This is a genomic window from Pedobacter ginsengiterrae (genome assembly GCF_039537385.1).
Classification (GTDB): domain Bacteria; phylum Bacteroidota; class Bacteroidia; order Sphingobacteriales; family Sphingobacteriaceae; genus Pedobacter; species Pedobacter ginsengiterrae.
This window is the reverse complement of sequence record NZ_BAABAK010000015.1, coordinates 418,533-441,471: the sequence shown is the minus strand read 5'-3', so window position 1 is coordinate 441,471 and position 22,939 is coordinate 418,533. Positions and strand designations below refer to the sequence as shown.

Sequence of the window (22,939 nt, the reverse complement as noted above, 5' to 3'; positions counted from 1 at the left end):
TTATTTTTTCTTAACGAGAATTACGTTAGCTACTTTTCGTTGCCCTTCATGATCCCATTTTTTATTATCCGTTGGATAATTGATTACGCCCTGATCGGCAAAACCATTAATCCAAAGTGTTGTAGATCCGCCGCCATCGAAATTAATAGCACTTGTGCAGCCTAACCAACTCATAATTTTAGTAAGCTCAGGTAAACTCGCACCTGCCGAATTGTCATTACGGCCATCTATTGCAAGTAAAATAACGCTGCCATTTGGTTTTATCCCCAAACACGTTCTTGGATGTCTCAATCTATTAAAATCGGTTGTGTCTAAATCTTCTTTAATGCCATTTAAAAAAAGTAAAGGGCCGTTTAGCATTATATTTTGTTCGGTTAGTTTCGTTTCCCAGTCATTTGTTTGATCCCATTTTTTTATGGATATTTTTCCATGCTCGATAACTACGGCTGCCTGTTGGTGCCTGGCTCGCTGATTATTTTTCTCTAAACGATTTTCGTTAATTATTTTACCGTTTAGGCGAACAAAATCTACAGAACCCCCATTTTTAACATCAAAGAAATTTCCATTAATTGCGGCAATTGCGGTATCTCTCAATCCGAAGTTACTTGTTGTAATGAGTTCTTTTTCTTCGGCATCAATGGCAAAAACAGCTTTTCTACCTGTGTTTTTAACTTCTATAAAAGAGATGTTTTCATTTGCAGCAAAGAGATTCTTATTGTTAAAATGATGTTTGAAAAGTTTAACTTGTTTAGCAACCCGCGTTTTTAGCCATTTAGTTTTTAAAAAGGTTACAGAGTCTGAATTTTGGGCAAAGCCAGAAACTGACAAGCTAATAAATAAGAACGCCAACATTAAATTTTTGAACATAGATCTCAGTTTTATGGAATAGCAAATTTAAATGCTCGCAAACTGACAATTGGGTTGTAACCTGAAAATTACGTAATGTTTTTTGTTAAATCCGACGTTCCAGATGAATTACCCTAAAGAAGGTTTTATTATCGCGATAAATTTCTAAAATTATACTTTTCGTTGAATTCGATTTGAAAAGTTCTGATAATTCATTTAAAGAATAAACATCAATAGGCCTGAAGTTAACGCCTATAATTTCGTCATCAGGGCACAGTCCCGACTTTTCTGCTGGCGAATTTTCATCAATTTCTCCTATTAAAAATCTTTTGTACTCCTGCTGATCTAAATAAACTACCATTCCAACCATATCGTGCTCAAAAGGATTTTTGAAATAGCTGTTGGGTCTTACATAGATAAACCCTTCCCCATAATTGAATTGAATATTAAATCTGCGCAATAATTCTGCTCCCAGATTTCCGTTTCGGTTCTTTAAATCTACTTTTTGGGATATTACAGCATAATCTGGAAAACCCGAAATAACGTCATTAAATTCGAAATGACCGATAGAAAACTCTTTTATCCGCCCTAAAAAACCTTTAATCTGTCCACTTAGACTCATGCCCAAGTTCGCTTTAATTTTAGTGTAGGGTAGCGGAAACTTATCACCGTTATACATTTCCATCGATAAAGCATGGCTTGCTCCAGTATCCATTAAAAATTTTGCGCTTATTTTTCCACTATCTGGTACTTCAACTTCGGCGTAAACATAAGGCTTAAGGTTTTCTATAACGATGGGTATTTTATTACCCTTGTATTTTATGGGGATATCAGGATTGCTAAAAATAATGCGGTTTTCTGAATATCGAACATCAACAATAAAACTATTGAAAAAACTATAACCGATTAGGCCGTAGATTTTTGTGCCCAAATGACCAGAGAGGTTAAAAAGATCTTCTTTTAGAATGGCCGTTGGTACATGGTCCATTTGTGCTCTGTTTATTCTTGCGGTAATGTTTTGCGAAACAAAAGCCTCAACAGTTTCTATTCCTAATCCTGTAACTTTAATTTTTCGCATTTTAGCAAAGTCCAGAGAATCTATAATAGAAGGCTCCGTAATAATCATCGGGCCTACGCCAGTATCTAAAAGAAAATCGTAAGGCCCTTTGTTGTTGATGTAAATGGGGATAATAATTAAATTCTTTATTGATTTGAAATGTATCGATTGTCTTTTTTGGCGATCGAGAAACTGAAAATCCTGAGAAAAGGCTGAGGTAAAAAAGTACAAAGTAATGCCCACGCAAATAACTAATCTGCGAAACACGGAACGCATATCAAACTTATATTTGGTTAACATTTAATTAAATTTAATGATTTAGTTTGTATAATTACCAATAACTTTAAAAGATGATTTATCACAGATTATTAAACTTTTTTTTATGCGCCATAATACTATCTATCAGTATGTTATTTGGCTGTTCAGCAGATAAATTAATGGCAAATAAAGTTTCTAAAGAATTTAGAAAATCTGCTATAATTAAACAATATCAGGTTGGTTTTGCGCTTTATAATCTGAGCGATAAGAAAATGATTTTTGAGCAAGATGCAGATAAGCAGTTTACACCAGCATCTAATACAAAGTTATTTACTTTTTATGCAGCACTGAAAATGATTCCAGAATCAATGCCCGCACTTCGTTACGTAGAAAGGAATGACTCACTAATTTTTTGGGGAACTGGCGACCCGTCTTTTCTTCAATCAGAATTAAAAGATAAATCAGCTTATAATTTTCTACTATCTACTAACAAAAAATTATTTTTTGCACCCGGACGTTACACAGGTGATTTTTTTGGCAGCGGTTGGGCCTGGGATGATTATAACGACTATTATCAGGCAGAAATTAACGAATTGCCTTTGTTAGATAATACTGTTTGGGTAAGAGGAAATCAAACGGGCGGATTTTCTATCATACCTAAAAATTTTACCTCGTGTTTTGTTAAGGATGCAAAAACAACTACGGGTGATTTTTTTGTGAAACGTAAATTTAACACAAACGAATTCGATTATGATGCCGTAAACGTAAAGGCAAACTATGTTCAGCAAATTCCATTTAAGGTAAGTAACGAAACCACTTTAAGTTTATTAGCCGATACACTGCATAAATCTGTAGAGATCATCGATATGAAGATGCCCGCTGATGCCAAAACACTCTCAGGAGCAAACCGCGATTCGGTTTTAAAGGCCATGCTTTTACCCAGCGATAACTTCATTGCAGAACAACTGCTGCTTGTTTGCGGCGATAAGTTAAGCGATACACTAAATACTAATAAGACGATTGAATATGTTTTGAAAAATTATTTAGCTGATTTACCAGAAAAGCCTCGATGGGTTGACGGTTCAGGTTTATCAAGAATGAATTTATTTTCGCCAAAAGATATGATTATGGTTTTAAACCTGATTTACGGCGAAGTAAATAATCAGGCAAAATTATTCAACATGCTTCCAGCAGGAGGTAAGAGCGGAACTTTAAAAAACGCTTATCCAAAAACAAATGAGCCTTTTGTTTTCGGAAAAACTGGCTCGCTAACAGGCGTTCATAATCAAAGTGGTTTTGTGGTTACAAAAAAAGGAAAGGTTTATACTTATTCCTTTATGAATAACAATTTCGTAAACCCTACAGCGGCAGTAAGAAATGAAATGGTTAGAATTATAACCTACATACATGATAATTTTTAAATTGAAATGAAAGTTTTTTTAATTGCGATAGCCATCTTTTTTTCGGTAAATGTTTATGGGCAGAAACAAATTGTTTTTAACTCTAAAAATTTGCCTCAGCCAGATACAACTTGGGTTTTTATTCCAAAAAAGCTTGATAAGAAAGTAAAGGTTCCAGCAGTAATACTTTTACATGGTTTCGGTGGAAATTATAAACAATGGAACAATATTATGGATGCTCAAAAATATGCTGATGAGTATGGCTATATATTAATTTGTCCTGATGGTTTGGTTAAATCCTGGTATTTAAACAGTCCTGCAAAAGCAGATTGGCAATATGAAAACTTCTTTTTCGATGAACTAATGCCAAAAATTAAAACTGATTTTCCAATTGATACCTCAAATTTATTTATAACAGGTTTAAGCATGGGTGGCCATGGTGCGCTATGGTTGTTTTTAAAGCATACTGAAGCGTTTAAAAGCGCAGGCAGTACTAGTGGAGGCATAAATTTAAGAGATGCCATCGGGAAATTTGGTGTTCCCGAGCTTTTGGGAAATCCAGAAAAAGATAGCGAAATTTGGTTGAAATATTCGGTAATTCAAAATATTGATAAGCTTGCAGGCAGTAAGAAGGAGATTATTTTTGATTGTGGCTCAGGCGATTTTTTTTATGATTCGAACAATGAAATGAAGAAGAAATGCGATAGTTTAAAAATCAACGCAACTTACATTTCACAGCCAGGTTCGCATAATTCTGCTTACTGGAAAAAATCTATAAAACAGCAATTCGAATTTTTCTCTAAACAAGTTTCTCAAAATCAATAACATCATATTTTGATGGATAATAAATTTAAATCGATTACACAACCATTTTCAAATACCATTAATGTCGATGGGAAGGATTATTTATATTTTGGCGGTACAGCTTATCTAGGGATTCCTCAAAATCAAGAATTTATCGATTTGTATATTGATGGGATTAAAAAATTCGGCTTAAATAATGGGACGAGCAGAAGCAACAATATTCAGTTGGGTATTTACAACGAAGCCGAGAAAGAAGCCGCAAAAAGATTTTTAGCTGAAGATGCGTTGATTACCTCGAGTGGGTATTTAGCCGCACAGCTTACTGTTAAAACATTATCAGCACTTGGAAAGGTAATCTGCGCCCCGTCCACTCATCCTGCACTTTGGCAAAATCAGCAACCAGATACGTTATCTGAGTCATTTAGCGAATGGAAAGTTAAAACCATTGAAACAATAAACGCATCTGCTCAGTCTAACTGGGTTTTGATCAGTAACTCGATGAATAATCTTTTCCCTGAAATTTACGATTTCGATTTTTTAGAGGAGGTTTTACCTGATAAGAATATATTGCTTATCGTTGACGACTCACATGGGATTGGTGTAAACAACCATGGACTTGGCGCATTTAGCCAATTGCCCAAACTCAAAAATGTGGAGACTGTAGTTGTTTCATCCATGGCAAAAGCATTAGGCGTCGATGCTGGCCTGGTTTTGGGATCAAAAGAAATCATTAAAAAGCTTAAATTGTCAAATACTTTCGTAGGTGCTTCACCTCCTTCGGCGGCAGGTCTTTATGCCTTTATATATGCAAGAGATATTTATCAAAAAGCCTGGGAAAATCTTCAAAAAAATATTGTTCATTTTAACGATGCTATAAATTTAACCTGGAAATTTGAACAAGGCTTTCCAGCCTACCTGATTAATTATCCAAACTTAGCCGAGGATCTTTTAAAACATCAAATTTTAATTTCCTCTTTTCCTTATCCAGCCCCAACTGATAAACCTTTAAATCGTATTGTGCTTTCAAGTTGGCATACCGATGCAGATATTAAAATACTAATTTTAGCCTTGAAATAAGTTTATCGCTCAAAAAAATTAATGTTAATCAAATAAATAAAATTAACACTATATTTATTTCCAGCTAACATTAACCAAGTAGTTTTGAGCCATTGTCAGATTATATCCAAAATATACGGCAGGGAAACCATACATCTTTCGAAATAGTTTTTAAACTATGGCATAAAAAAGTGTATGGCTATTTTTTAAAAAAAACAGCTTCTGATGATTTAGCTGAAGAACTTACACAGCTTGCTTTTATTAAGCTTTGGCGATTCAAACATACGTTAACCGAAGACTTTCCTTTAGATGTGCAATTGTTTAAAATTGCTAAAACTACATTGCTAGATTATTTTAAAAAACTAGCAAATGATGAACGAAATCTAAAAATTTATAGCGCAGATTTGGCTGATAAAATAGCTGAACAAAGTCTTCAGTTTGATATCAATAAACAATTAGAAGTTGTTTTAAACTGCTTACCGCCTACACGAAAACAAGTTTTCGTTTTAAACCGTGTTCATGGATATTCTTACAAAGAAATTGCAGAAAAACTTTCCATCTCTCCAAGAACGGTAGAAAAACACATTTCTTTAGCCATTAAGCAACTTAATGGCTATGCCTATTTGCCTATATTTATCTTTCTGCTAGATTTATTAGCTAAATAAAAAAAATATTTCAATCCCGTTACGGGTTATTCCTAAATCCAATCGTATTAGTAGTATGAACATATCTGATGAGCTCTTAAGCAGGTATTTTAAAGGTATTTGTACACCCGAAGAAAAACTTTTGGTGGTAAATTATTTAAAACAAATAGATGATTTACCCGAGCATTATTTGAGTAAAAACGATTGGGATGATGCAGATGATGCGTTGATTTCAAACGAGAAGAGTGACGAAATATTTGAAGCGGTTAAGAAACAAACTTTAGCAAAATCAATAAGAATAAAATGGCTCAAAATTACATCGGCGGCAGCAGTTGTTGTTGTATTGCTTAGCGTTGGATTTTTATTGTTAAATAAGCCCGAAATAGTTCCAGATTTCGTAAAGAGTAAAGCGGTTAAAAAGGAAACAATTAACTGGAAATCGATTGTGAATTATACAAGTTACAATCAATCGATGGCTTTGCCAGATGGTTCTACAGTAAAAATATATCCAGGAGGGGAATTAAGATATGCCGTTCCCTTTGTTAAGGCAAAACGTGAAATTTATTTAAAAGGTAAGGGCTTTTTTCAGGTTACTAAAGATAAGAAACACCCGTTTATTGTTTACGCTAAAGGAATATCAACTACTGCATTAGGAACATCTTTTACCATTACCGCAACCGAACAGGATAAACTCATAAAGGTGGAGTTACATACGGGTAAAGTTTGGGTTAAAAATATTAGTGCTGATAAATCGGTTTTAACTTTCGATAAAATTTTGTTGCCAGGAAGTGAATTAGTTTACAACAGCATCAAACATCAGGTTAAAGTAGTTGATCAAGCTATGCTTGCGAAGGAATTACCAAAACTTAACGAACTTAACTTTAAACAAGCATCGCTAAAAGAGGTGTTTGATAAAATACAAGAACACTATAAAGTTAAAATTATTTATAACGCTGATGAATTAGATGAAATTTCATTTACGGGTACAATCGATTTAAATCGTAAGGCAGAAAAAATTCTTGAAGAGATAACCGAATTAAACAAACTTAACCAAACTAAAACAACTGAAGGCTACCTGATTACCAAATAAACCAATAATATATTTTGAATAAACGAGCTGCTAAAAAATAGCGGAAAAGGAATCTTTTTGCAAAAAAAAAACAAACTAATAATTATAACTATGTTTAGAAAATTTACAAAACACTTGTTCTTTTGCATGCTGTTAATAACAGCTGGTGCAACTGCCCGAGCTCAAACATCCGAGATAACGGGGATTGTAAAAGATGAAACGGGCCAGCCATTAATTGGTTCTTCTATTCTTTTACTAAATACTAAAACCAACGAAAAAAAGGGGGTTATGGTTAATGCAGATGGAAAGTTTTCCATCTCTGGCTTAACAGCAAACGTTCCTTATAACATTAGCGCTTCATTTATTGGTTACACAACCAAAACAATTGAAAATTACATTTTAAAAGCAGGAGAGCAGGCAACACTTTTAATTCAATTGGCTCCCGAATCGGCTAAACTAACAGATGTTGTAATTGTAGGTTATGGCAGTCAGAAAAAGAAGGATGTGACCACTGCAATTGCAAGTATAAAAGCCTCTGATTTGGAGAATCAACCAATTAATAATGCTGCAGAAGCAATGGTTGGTAAAATGGCAGGCGTTCAGGTTTCGCAAGGATCGGGTGCACCAGGCGGTGCATTATCCATTAAGGTACGTGGCGTTGGTACAATTACAGCTGGTTCAAATCCTTTATATGTAATTGATGGCGTTCCGATTTCAAATGATAATATCAACACAATTAATACCAATGATATTGCATCCATAGAAGTATTAAAAGATGCATCATCAGCTGCAATTTATGGTTCTCGTGGATCAAATGGTGTGGTTTTGATAACGACCAAACAAGGTAAAACTGGTATAGCATCAATCAGCGTAAATAGTTACACGGGCTGGCAAAGTTTGGCGCATAAAATTGATATGATGGATGCATATCAGTATGCTCAAATGACGCTTGAATCGAGAAATAATACTTATGCCGATGCCATGGATGCGATTAATCGTCGTAATGTTGCGAATGGATCGGCAACAATCGCATACAGCATTAACGATACCAATGTGCAGCGTTTGGTTAATTCTGGAAATAATACGAGTGCCGTTATTCCTACAGAAATTCTGCCTTATTTAAGCGGACAACAAGGTTTAACAAATACAGATTGGCAAGATGAAATTTTCAGAACAGCAAAAATTCAAAATCATTCAATTTCTGCTTCGGGCGGAAGTGAAACCATGAAATATTATGCTTCTTTAGAATATTTTGATCAAGATGGTATCATTTTAAATAGCGGATTTAAACGTTATAGTGGTCGGTTAAATTTAGATGGCAAAAAAGGAATTTTCAGGTATGGTGTAAATATAACGCCATCAGTAATTAAAGAAAAAAGGCTAAATGCCAACGGTGCTTATAACGCTGGGAATGCAAACGGCTTAAATACAGGTGGTATTGTAGCTTCTGCGCTTCATTATTCTCCACTCTGGCCAGTTTACAATGCAAATGGTAGCTATAGTTTTGCACAAAACTCTTGGAGTCCTGGTCAGGTAACCACTTTGCCTAATGGTTCTACAATAACTGGTAACGGAGAAACTCAGGCCTGGAATCCTGTTGCTTTAGCGATGTTGCAAAAGGATGATGTAGGCTCAAACAGATTAACAGGAAGCACGTTTATTGAGGCAGAAATTATCAAGGATTTGAAATATAAACTCCAATTAGGTGTTGATATTTTCAGCAGCGCTGAAGATACTTTCCGTCCTTCGATTATTCCATTATCAAATACGGCAGGCAATCCATTATCTGATGCTCAAGCGAGTTCCAGAACGATTAAAGAAACCAACTGGTTATTAGAACATACTTTAAATTACACTAAAACATTCGGTGATCATAACCTGAATGCATTATTGGGCTGGTCTAACCAGAAAGATGATTTAAGCGGAAATTATGCTGTTGCCACCAGAGGTTTTATTAGCGATCAAATCGAATATTTAAGTGCGGGCTTAGTTACCAACGGAACATCAACAAGACAACAATGGTCTTTGGCCTCTGGTATTGCCCGATTGCAATACAGCTATAAAGGCAAATACTTATTCACGGGGTCGGTAAGGGCAGATGGTTCATCTAGATTTGGATCAAATAATAAATGGGGTTACTTCCCATCTGCTTCTGTGGGTTGGAGATTATCAGAAGAAGAATTTTTGAAAAACAGTAAAGCTATTTCCGATTTAAAACTTAGAGCAAGTTTAGGACAAACTGGTAACTTCAATATACCAAATTATTTGGCTCAAGGGGCCATGACTAATTATGGTTATGTTTTTGGGGGTGGAACTCCTGGCGTTGTTAACGGTGCCGCTCCTTTTGCACAACCTAACGATGATTTAAGCTGGGAAAAAACAACACAATTAAATATTGGTTTAGATGTTGCTTTCTGGAACAATCAGTTAACATTATCAGTTGATGCCTACAACAGTAATACTACTGATTTATTACTAAATGTTCCTGTGCCATTATCTACAGGCTTCTCTTCTGAATTAAAAAATATTGGTAAAGTAAACAATAAAGGTGTTGATATAAACTTAGGTACCACACAACAGTTTGGCGCTGTAAAATGGACTGCCAGCGGTAACTTCTCTAAAAACAAAAATAAGGTAGTAGAATTAGGACCAGGGAATGCAGACATTATAAGCACAGGTTCAGTTGCCAATGCTTATTTCCTAACAAGAGTTGGCGAACCAATCGGATCATATTATTTACCTGTTGTTTTAGGTGTTTTCAAAAACCAGGCAGAGGTAAATGCTTATCCTCATTACTTAGATACTCAAGGTAATTTTGATTTAAATACGGCTAAACCAGGCGATTTTAAATTTAAAGATGTTGATGGTGACGGCGTGATCGATTTAACTAAGGATCGTGAAATCGTTGGTAACTACTTGCCAAAATTCACTTACGGTTTTGCTACATCGGCAGAATATAAAGGCATAGATCTAAATGTTTCGATGCAGGGTGTTTATGGAAACAAAATTCTTAATCTTTCTCGTAGATATTTTGCTAATAAGGAAGGTAACATGAATAACATGATTAGCTCTTTAGATAGATGGGTTTCAGAAAGTAATCCAGGTAGCGGACAAGACGTAAGAGCAAACCGTGTGGCTAAAGGCAGTAATGGAACAACCTCAACATGGCATGTAGAAGATGGCTCTTATTTGCGAATCCGAAATATTGCATTGGGTTATACTCTTCCAACGGATTTGATTAAGAAACTTTCCTTAACTAAGGTTAGATTATATGTTTCGATGCAAAATCCATTTACTTTTACAAAATATACAGGTTACAATCCTGAGGTTACAAATCGTTCAGCAGCTACTACAAACGGAGAAGATTATGGTGTTTATCCGACGGCGAAAACAACTTCAATCGGTTTAAACATCACTTTATAAAATTAAGACCATGAAAAAATATATCATACCAATCATAACATGTGGCTTAATCATTACGGCTACTTCTTGCAAAAAGTTTTTAGATTTAAAACCACTTGATTCTTACACAGAAAATACCTTTTATGTTGATGAAAAAGGCTTACAAGGCGGTTTGGTAAGTTGTTACGATGCCCTGCAAACCGATAGTTTGTACGGAAACAACATGCTTACCCTAGGTGAAATTCGTGGCGACAATGTTACGGATAACGACCCGGGTTCTGGCGCTGGTGTACGTAACTCTATCGAGGTTTTCTCTGAAACATCCGCCAATGCAATTCTTTCAGCTTCGTGGCAAGGACATTATAAAGCAATTTATCGTTCTAACATTATTTTAGATCGTGCACCTGGAATTAGCATGGCCGATGCAACTAAAAATCAAATTATTGGGCAAGCGAAATTTATCAGAGCATTAAGTTATTTTAACTTAACGCGTTTGTGGGGTAATGTTCCTTTAGTTTTAACCGTTCAGAAAACGGCCGAAGCCAGAGAAAATACCAGGGCAACTTCTACTGCGGTTTATCAGCAAATTATTAACGATTTAACTGATGCAGCAACGAAATTACCAACAACATGGCCAGATGCACAACGCGGTAAAGCAACAAGCTATGCCGCATCAGCTTTATTGGCGAAGGTTTATTTGTATCAAAAGAAATATGATCTTGTTGTATCAACTTTGCAGCCAATTGCAACTGCAATTTATGCAGGAACTAATCTTTCTGTTGTGCCACAAACTACAACTTTTCCAAGTGGACTAAAAACAAGTAAGGATATTATTTTTGCTGTTTTGTACTTAAATGGAGGGGTAAAAGAAGCTGTTAATCAAGATAACCGTTATAGAAATAACAATAACACAAATACAATAACAATTCCTCAGGCTTTATTTGAAACTGGCGATAATCGCAGAGCTTTAGTTGCGCCAACAGGTACGGGCATTCGCCCAGGTAAATTTAACAGCGCAGTTTCTAACTCAACAGAAATTAGTGGAGATTTTCCAATACTTCGTTGTGCTGATGTTTTATTAATGTATGCGGAGGCTTTAAATGAGGTTGCTTATGGCAATGCAGAAGCTTTTAAAGCTTTAAATGCTATACGGACAAATGCAAATGCTACAAATAAGACAGCGGCAACCTTGCTAACTCAGGCCGATTTTAGAAACGCGGTTTATTTAGAAAGACGTTTAGAACTTGCCTTAGAAGCAGACCGTTGGTTTGATATTGTTCGAACTACGCAAATGGCAACCGTATTTCCTGGCATTCCTGCTTTTAGAAGTATTTATCCAGTTCCGCAAATGGAAATTGATAACGTAAACAATAAAACTGGATGGCAGAATCAAGGCTATTAATTTTTAATCTATAACTTTTCTAACCGATACTGTGGTAATGCAGTATCGGTTTTTTCAATTATACATATTTCTTCAAGCCGATAATTTTTTCAATATTTATAACCAAAATCAAAAGCAATGAAAAAGTTTTTTTTCCTTATATCGTTATCATTTCTATGTCTTATAAATGCACAGGCACAAACGACCGAGATTTGGGTTGTTCGCCATGCAGAAAAAGATAAATCGAATCCTCAAGAGAAAAATCCAGATTTATCAGAAGAAGGAAAAACTAGAGCAAGAGATTTGGCTATTTATTTAAAAAAAGAAAAACTTGATGTTGCTTTCAGTACACCATATAAAAGAACTCGTCAAACTTTAGATTCGCTGGTAATTCCGAAAGTTATTGATTACACAGACATTAAATCTCTGGTAGAGAAGGTTAAAGCCGATTATTTGGGTAAGAAAATTATTATAGCTGGTCATTCAAATACCGTTCTGGAGATTATTGAAGCTTTTGGCGGAAAGCGCCCAAGAGAAGAGTTAACCGATGATGATTATGACTTCATTTTTCGTTTAAATGTTAAAGGCGATAAAGCAAAGGTAAAGATGAGTCAGTATGGTGTTCCGCATCATTTGTAGCATTAACTTTAGCTAGGCAGGGGAAGGAATTAATCGTTAATCAGCTAAAGCTTTTCAAAAGGAATATCCATTAGGTCATAATTCTGCCAGCCTTGGAAATCGTAATGCCACCATTCATTTTCGAGCACATTTAATTTGTTCTTCTTCATTATCGAAATCAAGTATTCCCGATTTTTTCGAACCACGTCTGACACTGGTTCGTAATTAGCTGCTGCGGCTTTCGAAAAGCTATCGTAAGGCGTTGCCATTTCCAGTTCTTTACCCGTTTTTAAATTGATAACGGTTAAATCGATTGCGCAACCTCGATTATGTTTTGATCCTTTTGCAGGGTTTGCTACAAAGCTTTTATCGCTCGCTTTTTTATAAAATGCTACCGTAATTGTATAAGGGCGATAACCATCAAAAATTTTCAAACCTAAGCCTTTTTTATTTAATGCTAACTGTACTTTCTTAAGGGATTCGACAACTGGTTTACGGGCAAAAGCTCGTGCTTGTTTGTACATAACCTGCTGCATGAAATTGTTTTTTGTTGCGTATCTAATATCTAGTTTGATATTTGGAATGGCTTTTTTAATCTCAACAAGTTCGTTGTTTGGGTTAAGTTTAATCGAAGCCAGATACTGATTATAAGAATTTACAACAACGAGTTTTTGTGGCTTTAGAGGCTTAGTTTGAGCCAGAGCAAAAAAGGAGGCAAATAAAAGAAGAATAAAGAAGTTTAATTTCATACTACATTGGCTAAATCGCAAGAACTAAAAATGAGATTACTGATTTGAAACAACGAGTAATTCTAAATCCTTAAAAGGTAAACTAAACATATCTGCCAAATCTTTATTGGTTACGTTTCCCTGGTAAATATATAACGCTTCGCGAATGCCTGGATTGTTCCAAACCATATTCATTAAGCCGCCATATTCGCCAATATCGAGCAAAATAGGAGCAAAGATATTTGTTAATGCATACGACGCTGTTCTGGGAACCCGAGATGCAATGTTCGGAACACAATAATGAATTACATCGTACTTCCTAAAAACGGGATTGGTATGGTTGGTTACTTCAGACGTTTCAAAACAACCACCTTGGTCAATGCTTACATCGATAACTACCGAATGTGGTTTCATTTTGGCAACCGTTTCTTCCATAACAATACATGGGCTGCGGCCATGGCTTGCACGAATGGCACCTATTACTACATCGCAGGTTACAATTGCCTTGTTTAAAACAATTGGTTGCATAACCGAAGTAAAAACACGGCTGTTACCTAAGTTATTTTGAAGGCGGCGCAAACGATAAATAGAACTATCGAAAACTTTTACTTCGGCACCTAAAGCTAGCGCTGTTCTTGCGGCATATTCTCCAACAGTCCCTGCACCTAAAATTACAATTTCTGTAGGTGGTACGCCAGTAAAACCGCCAAGCATTAAACCTTTTCCACCGGTAACATTGCTTAAGTATTCGGCAGCAATCAATATAGAGGTAGAACCAACAATTTCGCTCATTGCCCTTACCACACTCAGCACATTACCTTCATCACGCAAGTTTTCAAAACATAATGCATTAATCTTTTTTTGCATTAATGCTTTAAGATATTCTTGCTTTAAAGTGCCCGTTTGCAAAGATGATATTAAGGTTTGGCCTTTATGCATCATTGCAATTTCTTCGAGCATTGGCGGTGCTATTTTAACAAGAATATCGCAGTCGAAAACTTCTTTTTTATCGTGGGTAATTTTTGCGCCCTGTTCGGCATATTCATTATCTGAAAAATTAGCAGCAATGCCAGCTCCGCTTTCTAAAATTACCCTATGCCCGTTATTAACTAAAAGCGCCACAGATAGTGGGGTTAAAGCAATTCGATTTTCTTGAAAAGAGATTTCTTTGGGGATGCCAATATTTAGATTATTCTTTCTGTTTCTGGTTTCCAGCGTCGCTTCTTGTGTTTGTAATAAACCTTGACGAGCTATATCGGCCATTCCTTCGCGTAATCCTGTAGCCATGATGTATTATAAAATATTTTGATTTTAGGTTGATGAAGGTACGGAAAATCTGTTAAAATACTGATAACTAAATGTAAAGAACCTGAAGAAATTACAACATCTATTTTATTTTAATTCTTTTTATTTTGTAGCGCAAAGTCTGTGGTGCTTTTGTAAACTGGTTCCCGCCAAGACTGCAATCTTTTGGTTAACGGCACTACTTTCTACAATATTGCTCTAGTTTTTTTAAGTTACGAGGTTTAAAACGATTTTTAAAACCAAAAGTATTTTCGTGTTTGTCGGGGCTAATTGGCAAGTAATTTGCTTTCGGATGGGTTTCTTCTACTTGCCGATGCGGGACTTAAGTTGCAAAGAATTACTGCATATTCGTTTTCTGAATAAAATCAAGCACGGGTTTTAAATTGTGTTAACAAGATTTAACTACTGTGCTAAACTCAAAAATTCTTTCACTTTCATCAATTATCGATATCTCTACTTTTATATATTTTTCGGGTAATAACTCTTCAATCCTTTCGGGCCATTCAATAAGACAGGTTCCGCCGCCGTAAAAATATTCTTCATAGCCTAAATCGTAAGCTTCCTGAATGTCTTTTATTCTGTAGAAATCGAAATGGTATACAGCACCTTGGGGGCTTTCATATTCATTTACGATGGAATAAGTTGGACTCGAAACCGCATCTTCAATACCTAATGCTTTGCAAAATGTTTTAATAAATGTTGTTTTGCCAGCGCCCATTTCTCCATTAAAAAGGAAAATTTTCTCGTTACCTGCAAATGCCAAAAGCTTATCGGCAACATTGGGTAAATCGGCTAAGCTGTTTACTTTTATTTTCATTGCTTATAAAATAATAAAGGCAAAAGTAATACATAATTGCATCGCTTTTGCCTCTGATTTTAAGTTATAAAGATTTCTCCATTTCGCTTCGCAGCAATCGAAGTAATGGAAAATTAATATTTATCTCGGTGAATAAGTTACCACGGGAATAATCATTTCCTCTAACGAAATTCCTCCATGTTGGAAAGTTTCATTGTAATAATTTACAAATTGATTGTAGTTATTTGGGTAAACAAAATAGCTATCCTCTCTTGCAAAAATATAACTGCTGCTGATGTTAATTTTTGGTAATAAAGCATCATGAGGATTTTTAATTAAGAAAACCTCTTTGGCATTGAAATTTAAATTTCTGCCTTGTTTGTATCTCAAGTTTGTGTTTGTGCTTCTATCGCCAATAACTTTAACTGGTTTTTTTACACGAATCGTTCCATGGTCGGTTGTAATAATTACTTTAACCTGCTTTTGAGATATTTTTTTCAGCAAATCGAACAAAGGAGAGTGCTCAAACCAAGATAACGTTAACGAACGATAAGCGGCGTCGTCATTTGCCAATTCGCGAATCATTTGCATATCAGTTTTTGCATGACTCAACATATCTACAAAGTTGAAAACAATGGCATTGAAATCGTTATTTAGTAGGTTATTAGTTTGTTCTACTAAATCTTTTCCTTGCTCGAAAGTTAAAATTTTATTGTAACTGAACTTGCAGTCTTTGCGTAAATTACGTTTAATGTTATCGGCTAAAAAAGCTTCCTCATGCATGTTTTTGCCACCTTCATCATCGTCATTTTGCCACAACTGTGGGAAACGTTTTTCCATCTCCAACGGCATTAAGCCAGAGAATATTGCGTTACGGGCATATTGTGTTGCGGTTGGTAAAATACTGCTGTACATATCTTCCTCATCAATTCTAAAATATTCAGAAATTAAAGGGTTGATAATTTTCCACTGATCGTAACGCAGGTTATCAATCAGAATAAAAAATACGGGTGTGGTATCGTTTATATGCGGAAACGCTTTTTTCTTTAATAACTCATTCGAAAGCAAAGGTGCTTTATCTTTATCCTTAATCCAGCCTAAATAATGTTCTTCTATAAATTTAGAAAACTGCGTATTGGCTTCCTGCTTTTGCATGGTTAAAATTTCATGCATTTGAGGGTCATCAAGTTTCTCTAATTCTAATTCCCAGAAAATGATTTTTTTATAAACATCAATCCATTCCTCGTAATTTAAGCGATCGCCAAGCGTCATGCCTAAACGACGAAAATCTTGTTGATAGGCCATTGATGTTTTTTCATTAACCAAAAGCTTTTTATCAATTAGCTTTTTAATGGTTAACAATACTTGCTTAGGGTTTACTGGTTTAATCAAATAATCGTCGATTTTACTACCGATCGCGTCTTCCATTAAATTTTCTTCCTCACTTTTTGTTATCAGAACAACAGGAACATCAGGATTTAAATTCTTGATGGCCGAAAGTGTTTCAATTCCACTCATTCCGGGCATATTCTCGTCTAAGAATACCAAGTCGAAATGGCTTTTGCCAAAAGCTTCCAATGCATCATTCCCGTTGGTAAAAGTAGTAACATTATACCCTTTGTCGTTTAGTAGTAATATATGAGGTTTTAGCAAGTCGATTTCATCATCGGCCCACAATATTTTAGTTTCTTGCATGTTTTTGTAAAAATAGGGTAAGTACTGCTCTTATATTTTTGCAGTTAAATCAAACTATAAATAAAAATAGCAATTTTTGTACCGTATCTATCTATTTAACTATTTTTAACGATTGAATAAGAAGAAAATAATAAATGATCCGGTTTACGGATTTATAAGTATCCCCACAGAATTAGTTTACGATGTAATTTCTCATCCGTATTTTCAGCGTTTGCGATACATTAAGCAACTTGGGATGACACATTTGGTTTATCCTGGCGCATTACATACTCGTTTTCACCATGCTTTGGGGGCAATGCATTTAATGAGCTTAGCCATTAGCTTATTAAAAAGTAAAGGGCATACAATTACCGATGGTGAAGAAGAATCGGCCATACTGGCTATTTTATTACACGATATTGGTCATGGTCCGTTTTCTCATGCACTAGAACATTCTTTAGTTACTGGAATTAAACACGAAGATATTTCAGCAAAGCTGATGCAGGAGTTAAACCAGCATTTTGATGGTAAATTAACCCATGCAATAGAAATTTTTAATGGCACATATCCTAAAAAATTTCTGCACCAGTTAATTTCAGGTCAGCTCGATTTAGATCGGATGGATTATTTGAATCGCGACAGCTTTTTTACTGGAGTAAGCGAGGGTGTAATCAGTTTCGATCGAATCATTAAAATGTTTAATGTTTACGACGATGATTTGGTTATCGAAGAAAAAGGGATCTATTCTATCGAGAAATTTTTAATTGCCCGCAGGTTAATGTACTGGCAGGTTTACTTGCACAAAACGGTTATTTCTGGTGAAATGATTTTGGTTAAACTTTTAGAGCGAGCCAAACAGTTATCTGCCGAAGGCGAAGATTTATTTGCCGCACCATCTTTAAATTATTTCCTTAAAAACGATATTAACGAAGAAAATTTCTTCGAACAACAAGAAAATTTAGAACATTTTACAAATCTCGATGATCAGGATATTTACGCTGCCGTTAAGGTTTGGGTAAAACATCCTGATAAAATTTTATCAACGCTTTGCAAAATGTTAACCTCCCGTAATTTGTATAAGGTAGAAATGAGTAATGAAATCGTTGATGTAGATCGACTTTCGTTTTTACAAAATGCAGCTGTTGATTTGTTGGGTATAAAGCCCGAAGAAGCAAATTACTTTGTTTTTACCGATTCGATAAAAAATAGGGCATACAATGCAGGTGTTGGGAATATTAAAATTTTAATGAAAAATAACGATATTGTTGATATTGCAAAAGCATCGGATTTATCCAATCTAGAGTCGCTGCAAAAAACTGTAGAAAAATATATCCTTTGTTACCCTCGTGGTATTTAAGTTTATTTAACAAAATAATTAACTTTTAGAGCCGTTTTAACTCTTATTATTGTGTAGAATATACACGGTTTAACCCTTACAGGTTTTTTTGTTCATATCAATTTAACATTTACCTTTGTACGATGCAATTTACTGCCAAGCAGATAAGCGAGTTTTTAAACGGTTCCATAGATGGTAACCCTGATGTAGCCGTAACTGAACTCTCTAAAATAGAAGATGGTAAGGAAGGCTCGTTGTCTTTTCTTTCCAACCCTAAGTACGAAAACTTTTTGTATTCTACTAAGGCTTCGGTGGTTATCGTTTCAAAAGACTTTAATCCAACGCAAGATTATACCAGCACTTTGGTTCGTGTTGAGAATCCTTATAGTTCATTTACTATTTTATTAGATAAGTATAATGAAGCTGTAAACGCTCAGGAGCAAGAAGCTGGTATTGATAAATTAGCTTATGTACACCCGACTGCAAAAATAGGAAAAGGCGTTTTTATTGGTGCTTTTGCTTATGTAGCCGAAAATGTTGAAATAGCTGCAGGTACAAAAGTTACTACGCAAACCTACATTGGTGCTAACTCTAAAATAGGAGAGAACTGTACTTTTTTTCCAGGTGTAAAAATTTATCACAATTCAATTATCGGCGATAGAGTAATTATTCACTCTAATACGGTTATTGGTAGCGATGGTTTTGGATTTGCACCCCAGAAAGACGGAACTTATAATAAAATACCTCAAATTGGTAATGTTATTATTGAAAGCGATGTAGAAATTGGTGCAAACACAACGGTTGATAGAGCTACAATGGGCTCAACGATTATAAAAAAAGGAGCAAAAATTGATAATCTGATTCAAATTGCTCATAATGCTGAAATTGGCGAAAATACCGTTCTAGCAGCACAATCAGGCGTTTCTGGTAGTACTAAAATAGGGCCGAATAGCGTTATTGGAGGACAGGTAGGCATTGCCGGTCATTTAACGCTAGCAAAAGGAACCCAAATTGGGGCTCAAGCTGGCATTAACTTTAATATTACTGAAGAAAATAAACAATGGCACGGTAGTCCTGCACAACCTTTGCGTAACTGGATGCGTGCTTCTGTAATTTTTAAACATCTTCCAGATGTAGAAAAAAGAATTAACGTACTCGAAGAAGAATTGAAAAGACTTACATCAGAACTGGAAAAGAATACAATAAACAATGAACGTTAGACAAAGAACGATTAACAAAGAAATATCAGCCTCGGGCGTGGGTTTACACACTGGAGCTAATGTTACCTTAACTTTTTGCCCTGCACCAGAAAATCACGGGTTTAAATTTCAACGCATTGATTTAGATGGACAACCAATTATCGATGCTGATGCAGATAACGTAACGGATACTTCTAGAGGGACTACTATTACTCAAAATGGAGCAAGCGTAAGCACTGTAGAGCATGTTATGGCATCTTTAGTTGGTATGGACTTAGATAACGTTTTAATTAAGCTTGATGGCCCTGAAACTCCAATTATGGATGGTAGTTCCATTCAGTTTATTGATTTATTAGAAGAAGCTGGTACTATAGAGCAAAATGCTGATCGCGAATATTTTACTATTCCCCATAACATTACCTACACAGAAGCTGATCGAAAAGTCGAAATCGTAGCCATGCCTTTGGATGACTATCGTTTTACCTGTATGATTGATTATAATTCTCCAGTTTTAGGAAGCCAGCATGCTGGAATTAATACTATTGCAGAGTTTAAAAAAGAAATTGCTTCGTGCAGAACTTTCTGTTTCTTGCACGAATTAGAATATCAGTTGCAACACAACTTAATTAAAGGTGGTGATTTAAATAATGCCATCGTAATTGTTGATAAAGAAGTAACCAAAGATGAATTAAATCATTTGGCAAAGCTTTTTAACCGAAAAGATATAGACGTTGCACCTCAGGGAATACTGAATAACATGGAGCTTCGTTACCAAAATGAACCTGCCCGTCATAAATTATTAGATATGATTGGCGATTTAGCTTTGGTAGGTATGCATTTGAAAGGCCATATCATGGCTGCCCGTCCAGGCCATGCAGCGAACGTTGCTTTTGCTAAAAAAATAAAAGCAGCTATTAAAAAAGAAAAAAATAAAAAAATCCAAAAGGTGTACGATCCAAGCGCTAAGCCATTATATGATATTGTTCAGATTATGGACATATTGCCACATCGCCAACCTTTTCTATTTGTAGATAAGATACTTGAATTGTCTAAAAACCACGTTGTGGGCGTTAAAAACGTAACCATGAATGAAGAGTTTTTTAAAGGACATTTTCCTGGGGCACCAGTTTTTCCTGGAGTAATCCAGATTGAAGCTATGGCGCAGGTTGGTGGTATTTTAGTATTAAGTACCGTACCAGATCCGAGGAATTATTTAACTTATTTCTTAAAAATAGATAATGTACGTTTCAGAGCACAAGTGCTTCCTGGCGATACAATTGTTTTCCGTTGCGATTTACTTGAGCCAATTAGAAGAGGCATTGCCCAAATGAAAGGTGTTGGTATGGTCGGCGAAAAAATCGTAGTTGAGGCTGAAATGATGGCTCAAATTTCTAAAATTAAACAAACAGAACCTGCTCAATAAATGATACAACCTTTAGCATACATACATCCCCAGGCAAAAATTGCCGAAAACGTAGTAATCGAACCATTTGTTGTAATACATAAAGATGTTGTTATTGGCGAAGGAACTTGGATTGGTTCGAACGTAACCATTATGGATGGTGCACGAATTGGTAAAAACTGCCGTATTTTTCCTGGAGCCGTTATTTCTGGCGAACCTCAGGATTTAAAATTTGCAGGAGAAGTAACAACTGCAGAAATTGGCGACAATACCACCATTCGCGAATGTGTTACCATAAACCGCGGAACTAAAGATAAATGGAAAACAGTAATTGGAAGCAATTGCTTAATTCAAGCGTATTCGCATATTGCGCACGATTGTGAAGTTGGAGATAATTGTATTTTCTCGAATAGCACAACTTTAGCAGGGCACATTACAATTGGAAACAATGTAGTTTTAGCAGGATTGGTGGCTATTCATCAATTTGTTAAGGTTGGTTCTTATGCTTTTGTAACTGGTGGTTCATTAGTTCGTAAAGACGTTCCGCCTTATGTTAAGGCTGCCCGTGAGCCACTTTCTTATGCGGGGATAAATTCTGTTGGTTTGCGTAGAAGAGGTTTTACCAACGAGCAAATTGACGAAATTCAGGAAATTTATCGTGTACTTTTTGTAAAACACAATAACGTAACCAAAGCCTTGGATATGATCGAAGCTGAATTCAAACCTACTGAGATTCGCGATGAGATTGTAGATTTCATTCGTAACTCTAACCGAGGTGTGATGAAAGGTTTTGGAATGGGAAGTTAAGCGGAAAAACCAAAGCTAAAAGCAAAACATTCATGGATGATATAACGCTAATCAGAACCAATTCAGATCATGCCAATTTTAGAGAATTGGTTACTTTGTTGGATAAAGATTTAGCGATTAGAGATGGTGAAGAGCACGCCTTTTATGCGCAGTTTAATAAAGTTGATGCAATAAAAGAAGTGGTTGTTGCCTTTTGCAATAATAGTCCCGTAGGCTGTGGTGCTATAAAGCCATTCTCAGATACCGCTGCTGAAGTAAAACGGATGTTTGTTCATCCTCAAAGCAGAAAAAAGGGTATCGCCATTAAAATTTTAACAGAGCTAGAAAATTGGGCAGCTGAACTTGGTTTTTCGGAGTGCGTTTTAGAAACTGGAAAAAAGCAACCCGAGGCGATTGCACTTTATCAAAAAGTTGGTTATCATATTACACCTAATTATGGGCAATATATCGGAATAGATAATAGTGTTTGTATGTTAAAGGCTCTTGTCAAATCTTGATATTCGCATTGAAACTAAGACAATGAAGATAACCTTAAGTAATGTTGGTCGCCGTTTTAACAAAGAATGGATTTTTAGAAGCCTGAGCAAAGAATTTACTTTAGGTAATAGTTACGCTATACTTGGGCCGAACGGCTCGGGCAAATCGACATTATTGAGCGTTTTAACAGGCAGCTTATCTCCATCTGAAGGGGAAATTTCTTTTTCCGATATTAAAGACATTACTGTTGAAGATATTTATCAATATATAAGTCTTGCAGCTCCTTATTTGGAATTGGTAGAAACATTTACCTTGAAAGAGATTATCAATTTTCATTTCAAATTCAAAAAAATAGCTAAGGATGTTGATGCTAAAAAGCTAATTTCAATTTTAGGTTTAGAAAAATCGGCTAACAAGGAAATTAAGTATTTTTCATCTGGAATGAAGCAAAGAACAAAACTAGCTTTGGCTTGCTGCGCAGATACACCTATATTATTTTTAGATGAACCTACCAGCAATTTAGACGTTCAGGGTATAAGTTGGTACAGAGAGTTGATAGAAAATTTTGCAAAAGATAGATTAACTATAATAGGTTCTAATCAAATTCAGGAATATGACTTTTGTACAGAGCATATTCAAATTTCTGATTATAAGTAGTTTAAGGTGCTTTCTCTTCGTGT

20 protein-coding genes are annotated in these 22,939 nt (G+C 35.4%); 14 read left to right on the top strand and 6 right to left on the bottom strand.

Annotated features, from left to right (window positions below; all coding sequences use genetic code 11):
• Together ABD692_RS14970 and ABD692_RS14965 are read right to left on the bottom strand one after the other, a co-directional pair.
• Complete coding sequence (locus ABD692_RS14970; protein ID WP_316754935.1) at positions 1 to 867, bottom strand: phosphodiester glycosidase family protein; 867 nt, start codon at positions 865 to 867, stop codon at positions 1 to 3.
• 85 nt (positions 868 to 952) lie between these two features.
• Complete coding sequence (locus ABD692_RS14965; RefSeq protein ID WP_344768252.1) at positions 953 to 2,203, bottom strand: aspartyl protease family protein; 1,251 nt, start codon at positions 2,201 to 2,203, stop codon at positions 953 to 955.
• A 137-nt stretch (positions 2,204 to 2,340) separates the two neighbouring features.
• Between ABD692_RS14965 and ABD692_RS14960 the strand changes: the two genes are divergently transcribed.
• The 8 genes from ABD692_RS14960 to ABD692_RS14925 all read left to right on the top strand — a co-directional run bounded on the left by ABD692_RS14960 (position 2,341) and on the right by ABD692_RS14925 (position 12,556).
• Complete coding sequence (locus ABD692_RS14960) at positions 2,341 to 3,582, top strand: D-alanyl-D-alanine carboxypeptidase/D-alanyl-D-alanine-endopeptidase (RefSeq protein WP_344768251.1); 1,242 nt, start codon at positions 2,341 to 2,343, stop codon at positions 3,580 to 3,582.
• A 6-nt stretch (positions 3,583 to 3,588) separates the two neighbouring features.
• On the top strand, positions 3,589 to 4,386 hold the full coding sequence (locus ABD692_RS14955; protein ID WP_316754940.1) for an alpha/beta hydrolase: 798 nt from the start codon (positions 3,589 to 3,591) through the stop codon (positions 4,384 to 4,386).
• Between the two features lie 12 nt (positions 4,387 to 4,398).
• Positions 4,399 to 5,442: an aminotransferase class I/II-fold pyridoxal phosphate-dependent enzyme gene (locus tag ABD692_RS14950; protein ID WP_316754942.1), complete on the top strand. Its 1,044-nt coding sequence runs from the start codon at positions 4,399 to 4,401 to the stop codon at positions 5,440 to 5,442.
• 92 nt (positions 5,443 to 5,534) lie between these two features.
• Positions 5,535 to 6,086 (top strand): RNA polymerase sigma factor, encoded by a 552-nt coding sequence (locus ABD692_RS14945; RefSeq protein WP_316754944.1) that lies wholly within the window; start codon positions 5,535 to 5,537, stop codon positions 6,084 to 6,086.
• A gap of 55 nt (positions 6,087 to 6,141) precedes the next feature.
• Positions 6,142 to 7,155, top strand: coding sequence for a FecR family protein (locus tag ABD692_RS14940; protein ID WP_316754946.1), 1,014 nt, complete (start codon positions 6,142 to 6,144; stop codon positions 7,153 to 7,155).
• 126 nt (positions 7,156 to 7,281) lie between these two features.
• The gene (locus ABD692_RS14935; RefSeq protein ID WP_316754948.1) at positions 7,282 to 10,557 is read left to right on the top strand and encodes a SusC/RagA family TonB-linked outer membrane protein; all 3,276 of its coding nucleotides are present in this window, start codon (positions 7,282 to 7,284) and stop codon (positions 10,555 to 10,557) included.
• Positions 10,558 to 10,567: 10 nt separating this feature from the next.
• Positions 10,568 to 11,938, top strand: coding sequence for a RagB/SusD family nutrient uptake outer membrane protein (locus ABD692_RS14930; protein ID WP_316754951.1), 1,371 nt, complete (start codon positions 10,568 to 10,570; stop codon positions 11,936 to 11,938).
• 117 nt (positions 11,939 to 12,055) lie between these two features.
• A complete protein-coding gene (locus ABD692_RS14925) occupies positions 12,056 to 12,556 on the top strand; it encodes a phosphoglycerate mutase family protein (RefSeq protein WP_344768246.1) in 501 nt (166 codons plus the stop codon).
• A 44-nt stretch (positions 12,557 to 12,600) separates the two neighbouring features.
• On the opposite strand, the gene ABD692_RS14920 is transcribed toward ABD692_RS14925, so the two are convergent.
• From ABD692_RS14920 to porX, 4 genes are all read right to left on the bottom strand, one after another.
• Positions 12,601 to 13,284: a M15 family metallopeptidase gene (locus ABD692_RS14920; protein WP_316754955.1), complete on the bottom strand. Its 684-nt coding sequence runs from the start codon at positions 13,282 to 13,284 to the stop codon at positions 12,601 to 12,603.
• 36 nt (positions 13,285 to 13,320) lie between these two features.
• Positions 13,321 to 14,550 carry an alanine dehydrogenase gene (locus tag ABD692_RS14915; RefSeq protein WP_316754957.1) on the bottom strand — a complete coding sequence of 410 codons (1,230 nt, stop codon included), beginning with the start codon at positions 14,548 to 14,550 and terminating at the stop codon, positions 13,321 to 13,323.
• Positions 14,551 to 14,956: 406 nt separating this feature from the next.
• On the bottom strand, positions 14,957 to 15,385 hold the full coding sequence (gene tsaE / locus ABD692_RS14910; RefSeq protein WP_344768244.1) for a tRNA (adenosine(37)-N6)-threonylcarbamoyltransferase complex ATPase subunit type 1 TsaE: 429 nt from the start codon (positions 15,383 to 15,385) through the stop codon (positions 14,957 to 14,959).
• A 120-nt stretch (positions 15,386 to 15,505) separates the two neighbouring features.
• The gene (porX, locus tag ABD692_RS14905; protein ID WP_316754959.1) at positions 15,506 to 17,059 is read right to left on the bottom strand and encodes a T9SS response regulator signal transducer PorX; all 1,554 of its coding nucleotides are present in this window, start codon (positions 17,057 to 17,059) and stop codon (positions 15,506 to 15,508) included.
• A gap of 112 nt (positions 17,060 to 17,171) precedes the next feature.
• Between porX and ABD692_RS14900 the strand changes: the two genes are divergently transcribed.
• The 6 genes from ABD692_RS14900 to ABD692_RS14875 all read left to right on the top strand — a co-directional run bounded on the left by ABD692_RS14900 (position 17,172) and on the right by ABD692_RS14875 (position 22,916).
• Entirely contained in the window at positions 17,172 to 18,395 is a 1,224-nt protein-coding gene (locus ABD692_RS14900; protein WP_316754960.1) for an HD domain-containing protein, read from the top strand.
• Positions 18,396 to 18,517: 122 nt separating this feature from the next.
• Entirely contained in the window at positions 18,518 to 19,594 is a 1,077-nt protein-coding gene (gene lpxD, locus ABD692_RS14895) for a UDP-3-O-(3-hydroxymyristoyl)glucosamine N-acyltransferase (protein ID WP_344768241.1), read from the top strand.
• Positions 19,584 to 20,996: a bifunctional UDP-3-O-[3-hydroxymyristoyl] N-acetylglucosamine deacetylase/3-hydroxyacyl-ACP dehydratase gene (locus tag ABD692_RS14890; protein WP_316754962.1), complete on the top strand. Its 1,413-nt coding sequence runs from the start codon at positions 19,584 to 19,586 to the stop codon at positions 20,994 to 20,996. The genes lpxD and ABD692_RS14890 overlap by 11 nt, the downstream gene beginning before the upstream one ends.
• A complete protein-coding gene (gene lpxA, locus ABD692_RS14885) occupies positions 20,997 to 21,782 on the top strand; it encodes an acyl-ACP--UDP-N-acetylglucosamine O-acyltransferase (RefSeq protein WP_154281849.1) in 786 nt (261 codons plus the stop codon). It begins immediately after the preceding gene.
• Between the two features lie 32 nt (positions 21,783 to 21,814).
• Positions 21,815 to 22,279 carry a GNAT family N-acetyltransferase gene (locus ABD692_RS14880; protein WP_344768235.1) on the top strand — a complete coding sequence of 155 codons (465 nt, stop codon included), beginning with the start codon at positions 21,815 to 21,817 and terminating at the stop codon, positions 22,277 to 22,279.
• 22 nt (positions 22,280 to 22,301) lie between these two features.
• The gene (locus tag ABD692_RS14875; RefSeq protein WP_344768233.1) at positions 22,302 to 22,916 is read left to right on the top strand and encodes an ABC transporter ATP-binding protein; all 615 of its coding nucleotides are present in this window, start codon (positions 22,302 to 22,304) and stop codon (positions 22,914 to 22,916) included.
• The last annotated feature ends 23 nt before the right edge of the window (positions 22,917 to 22,939 follow it).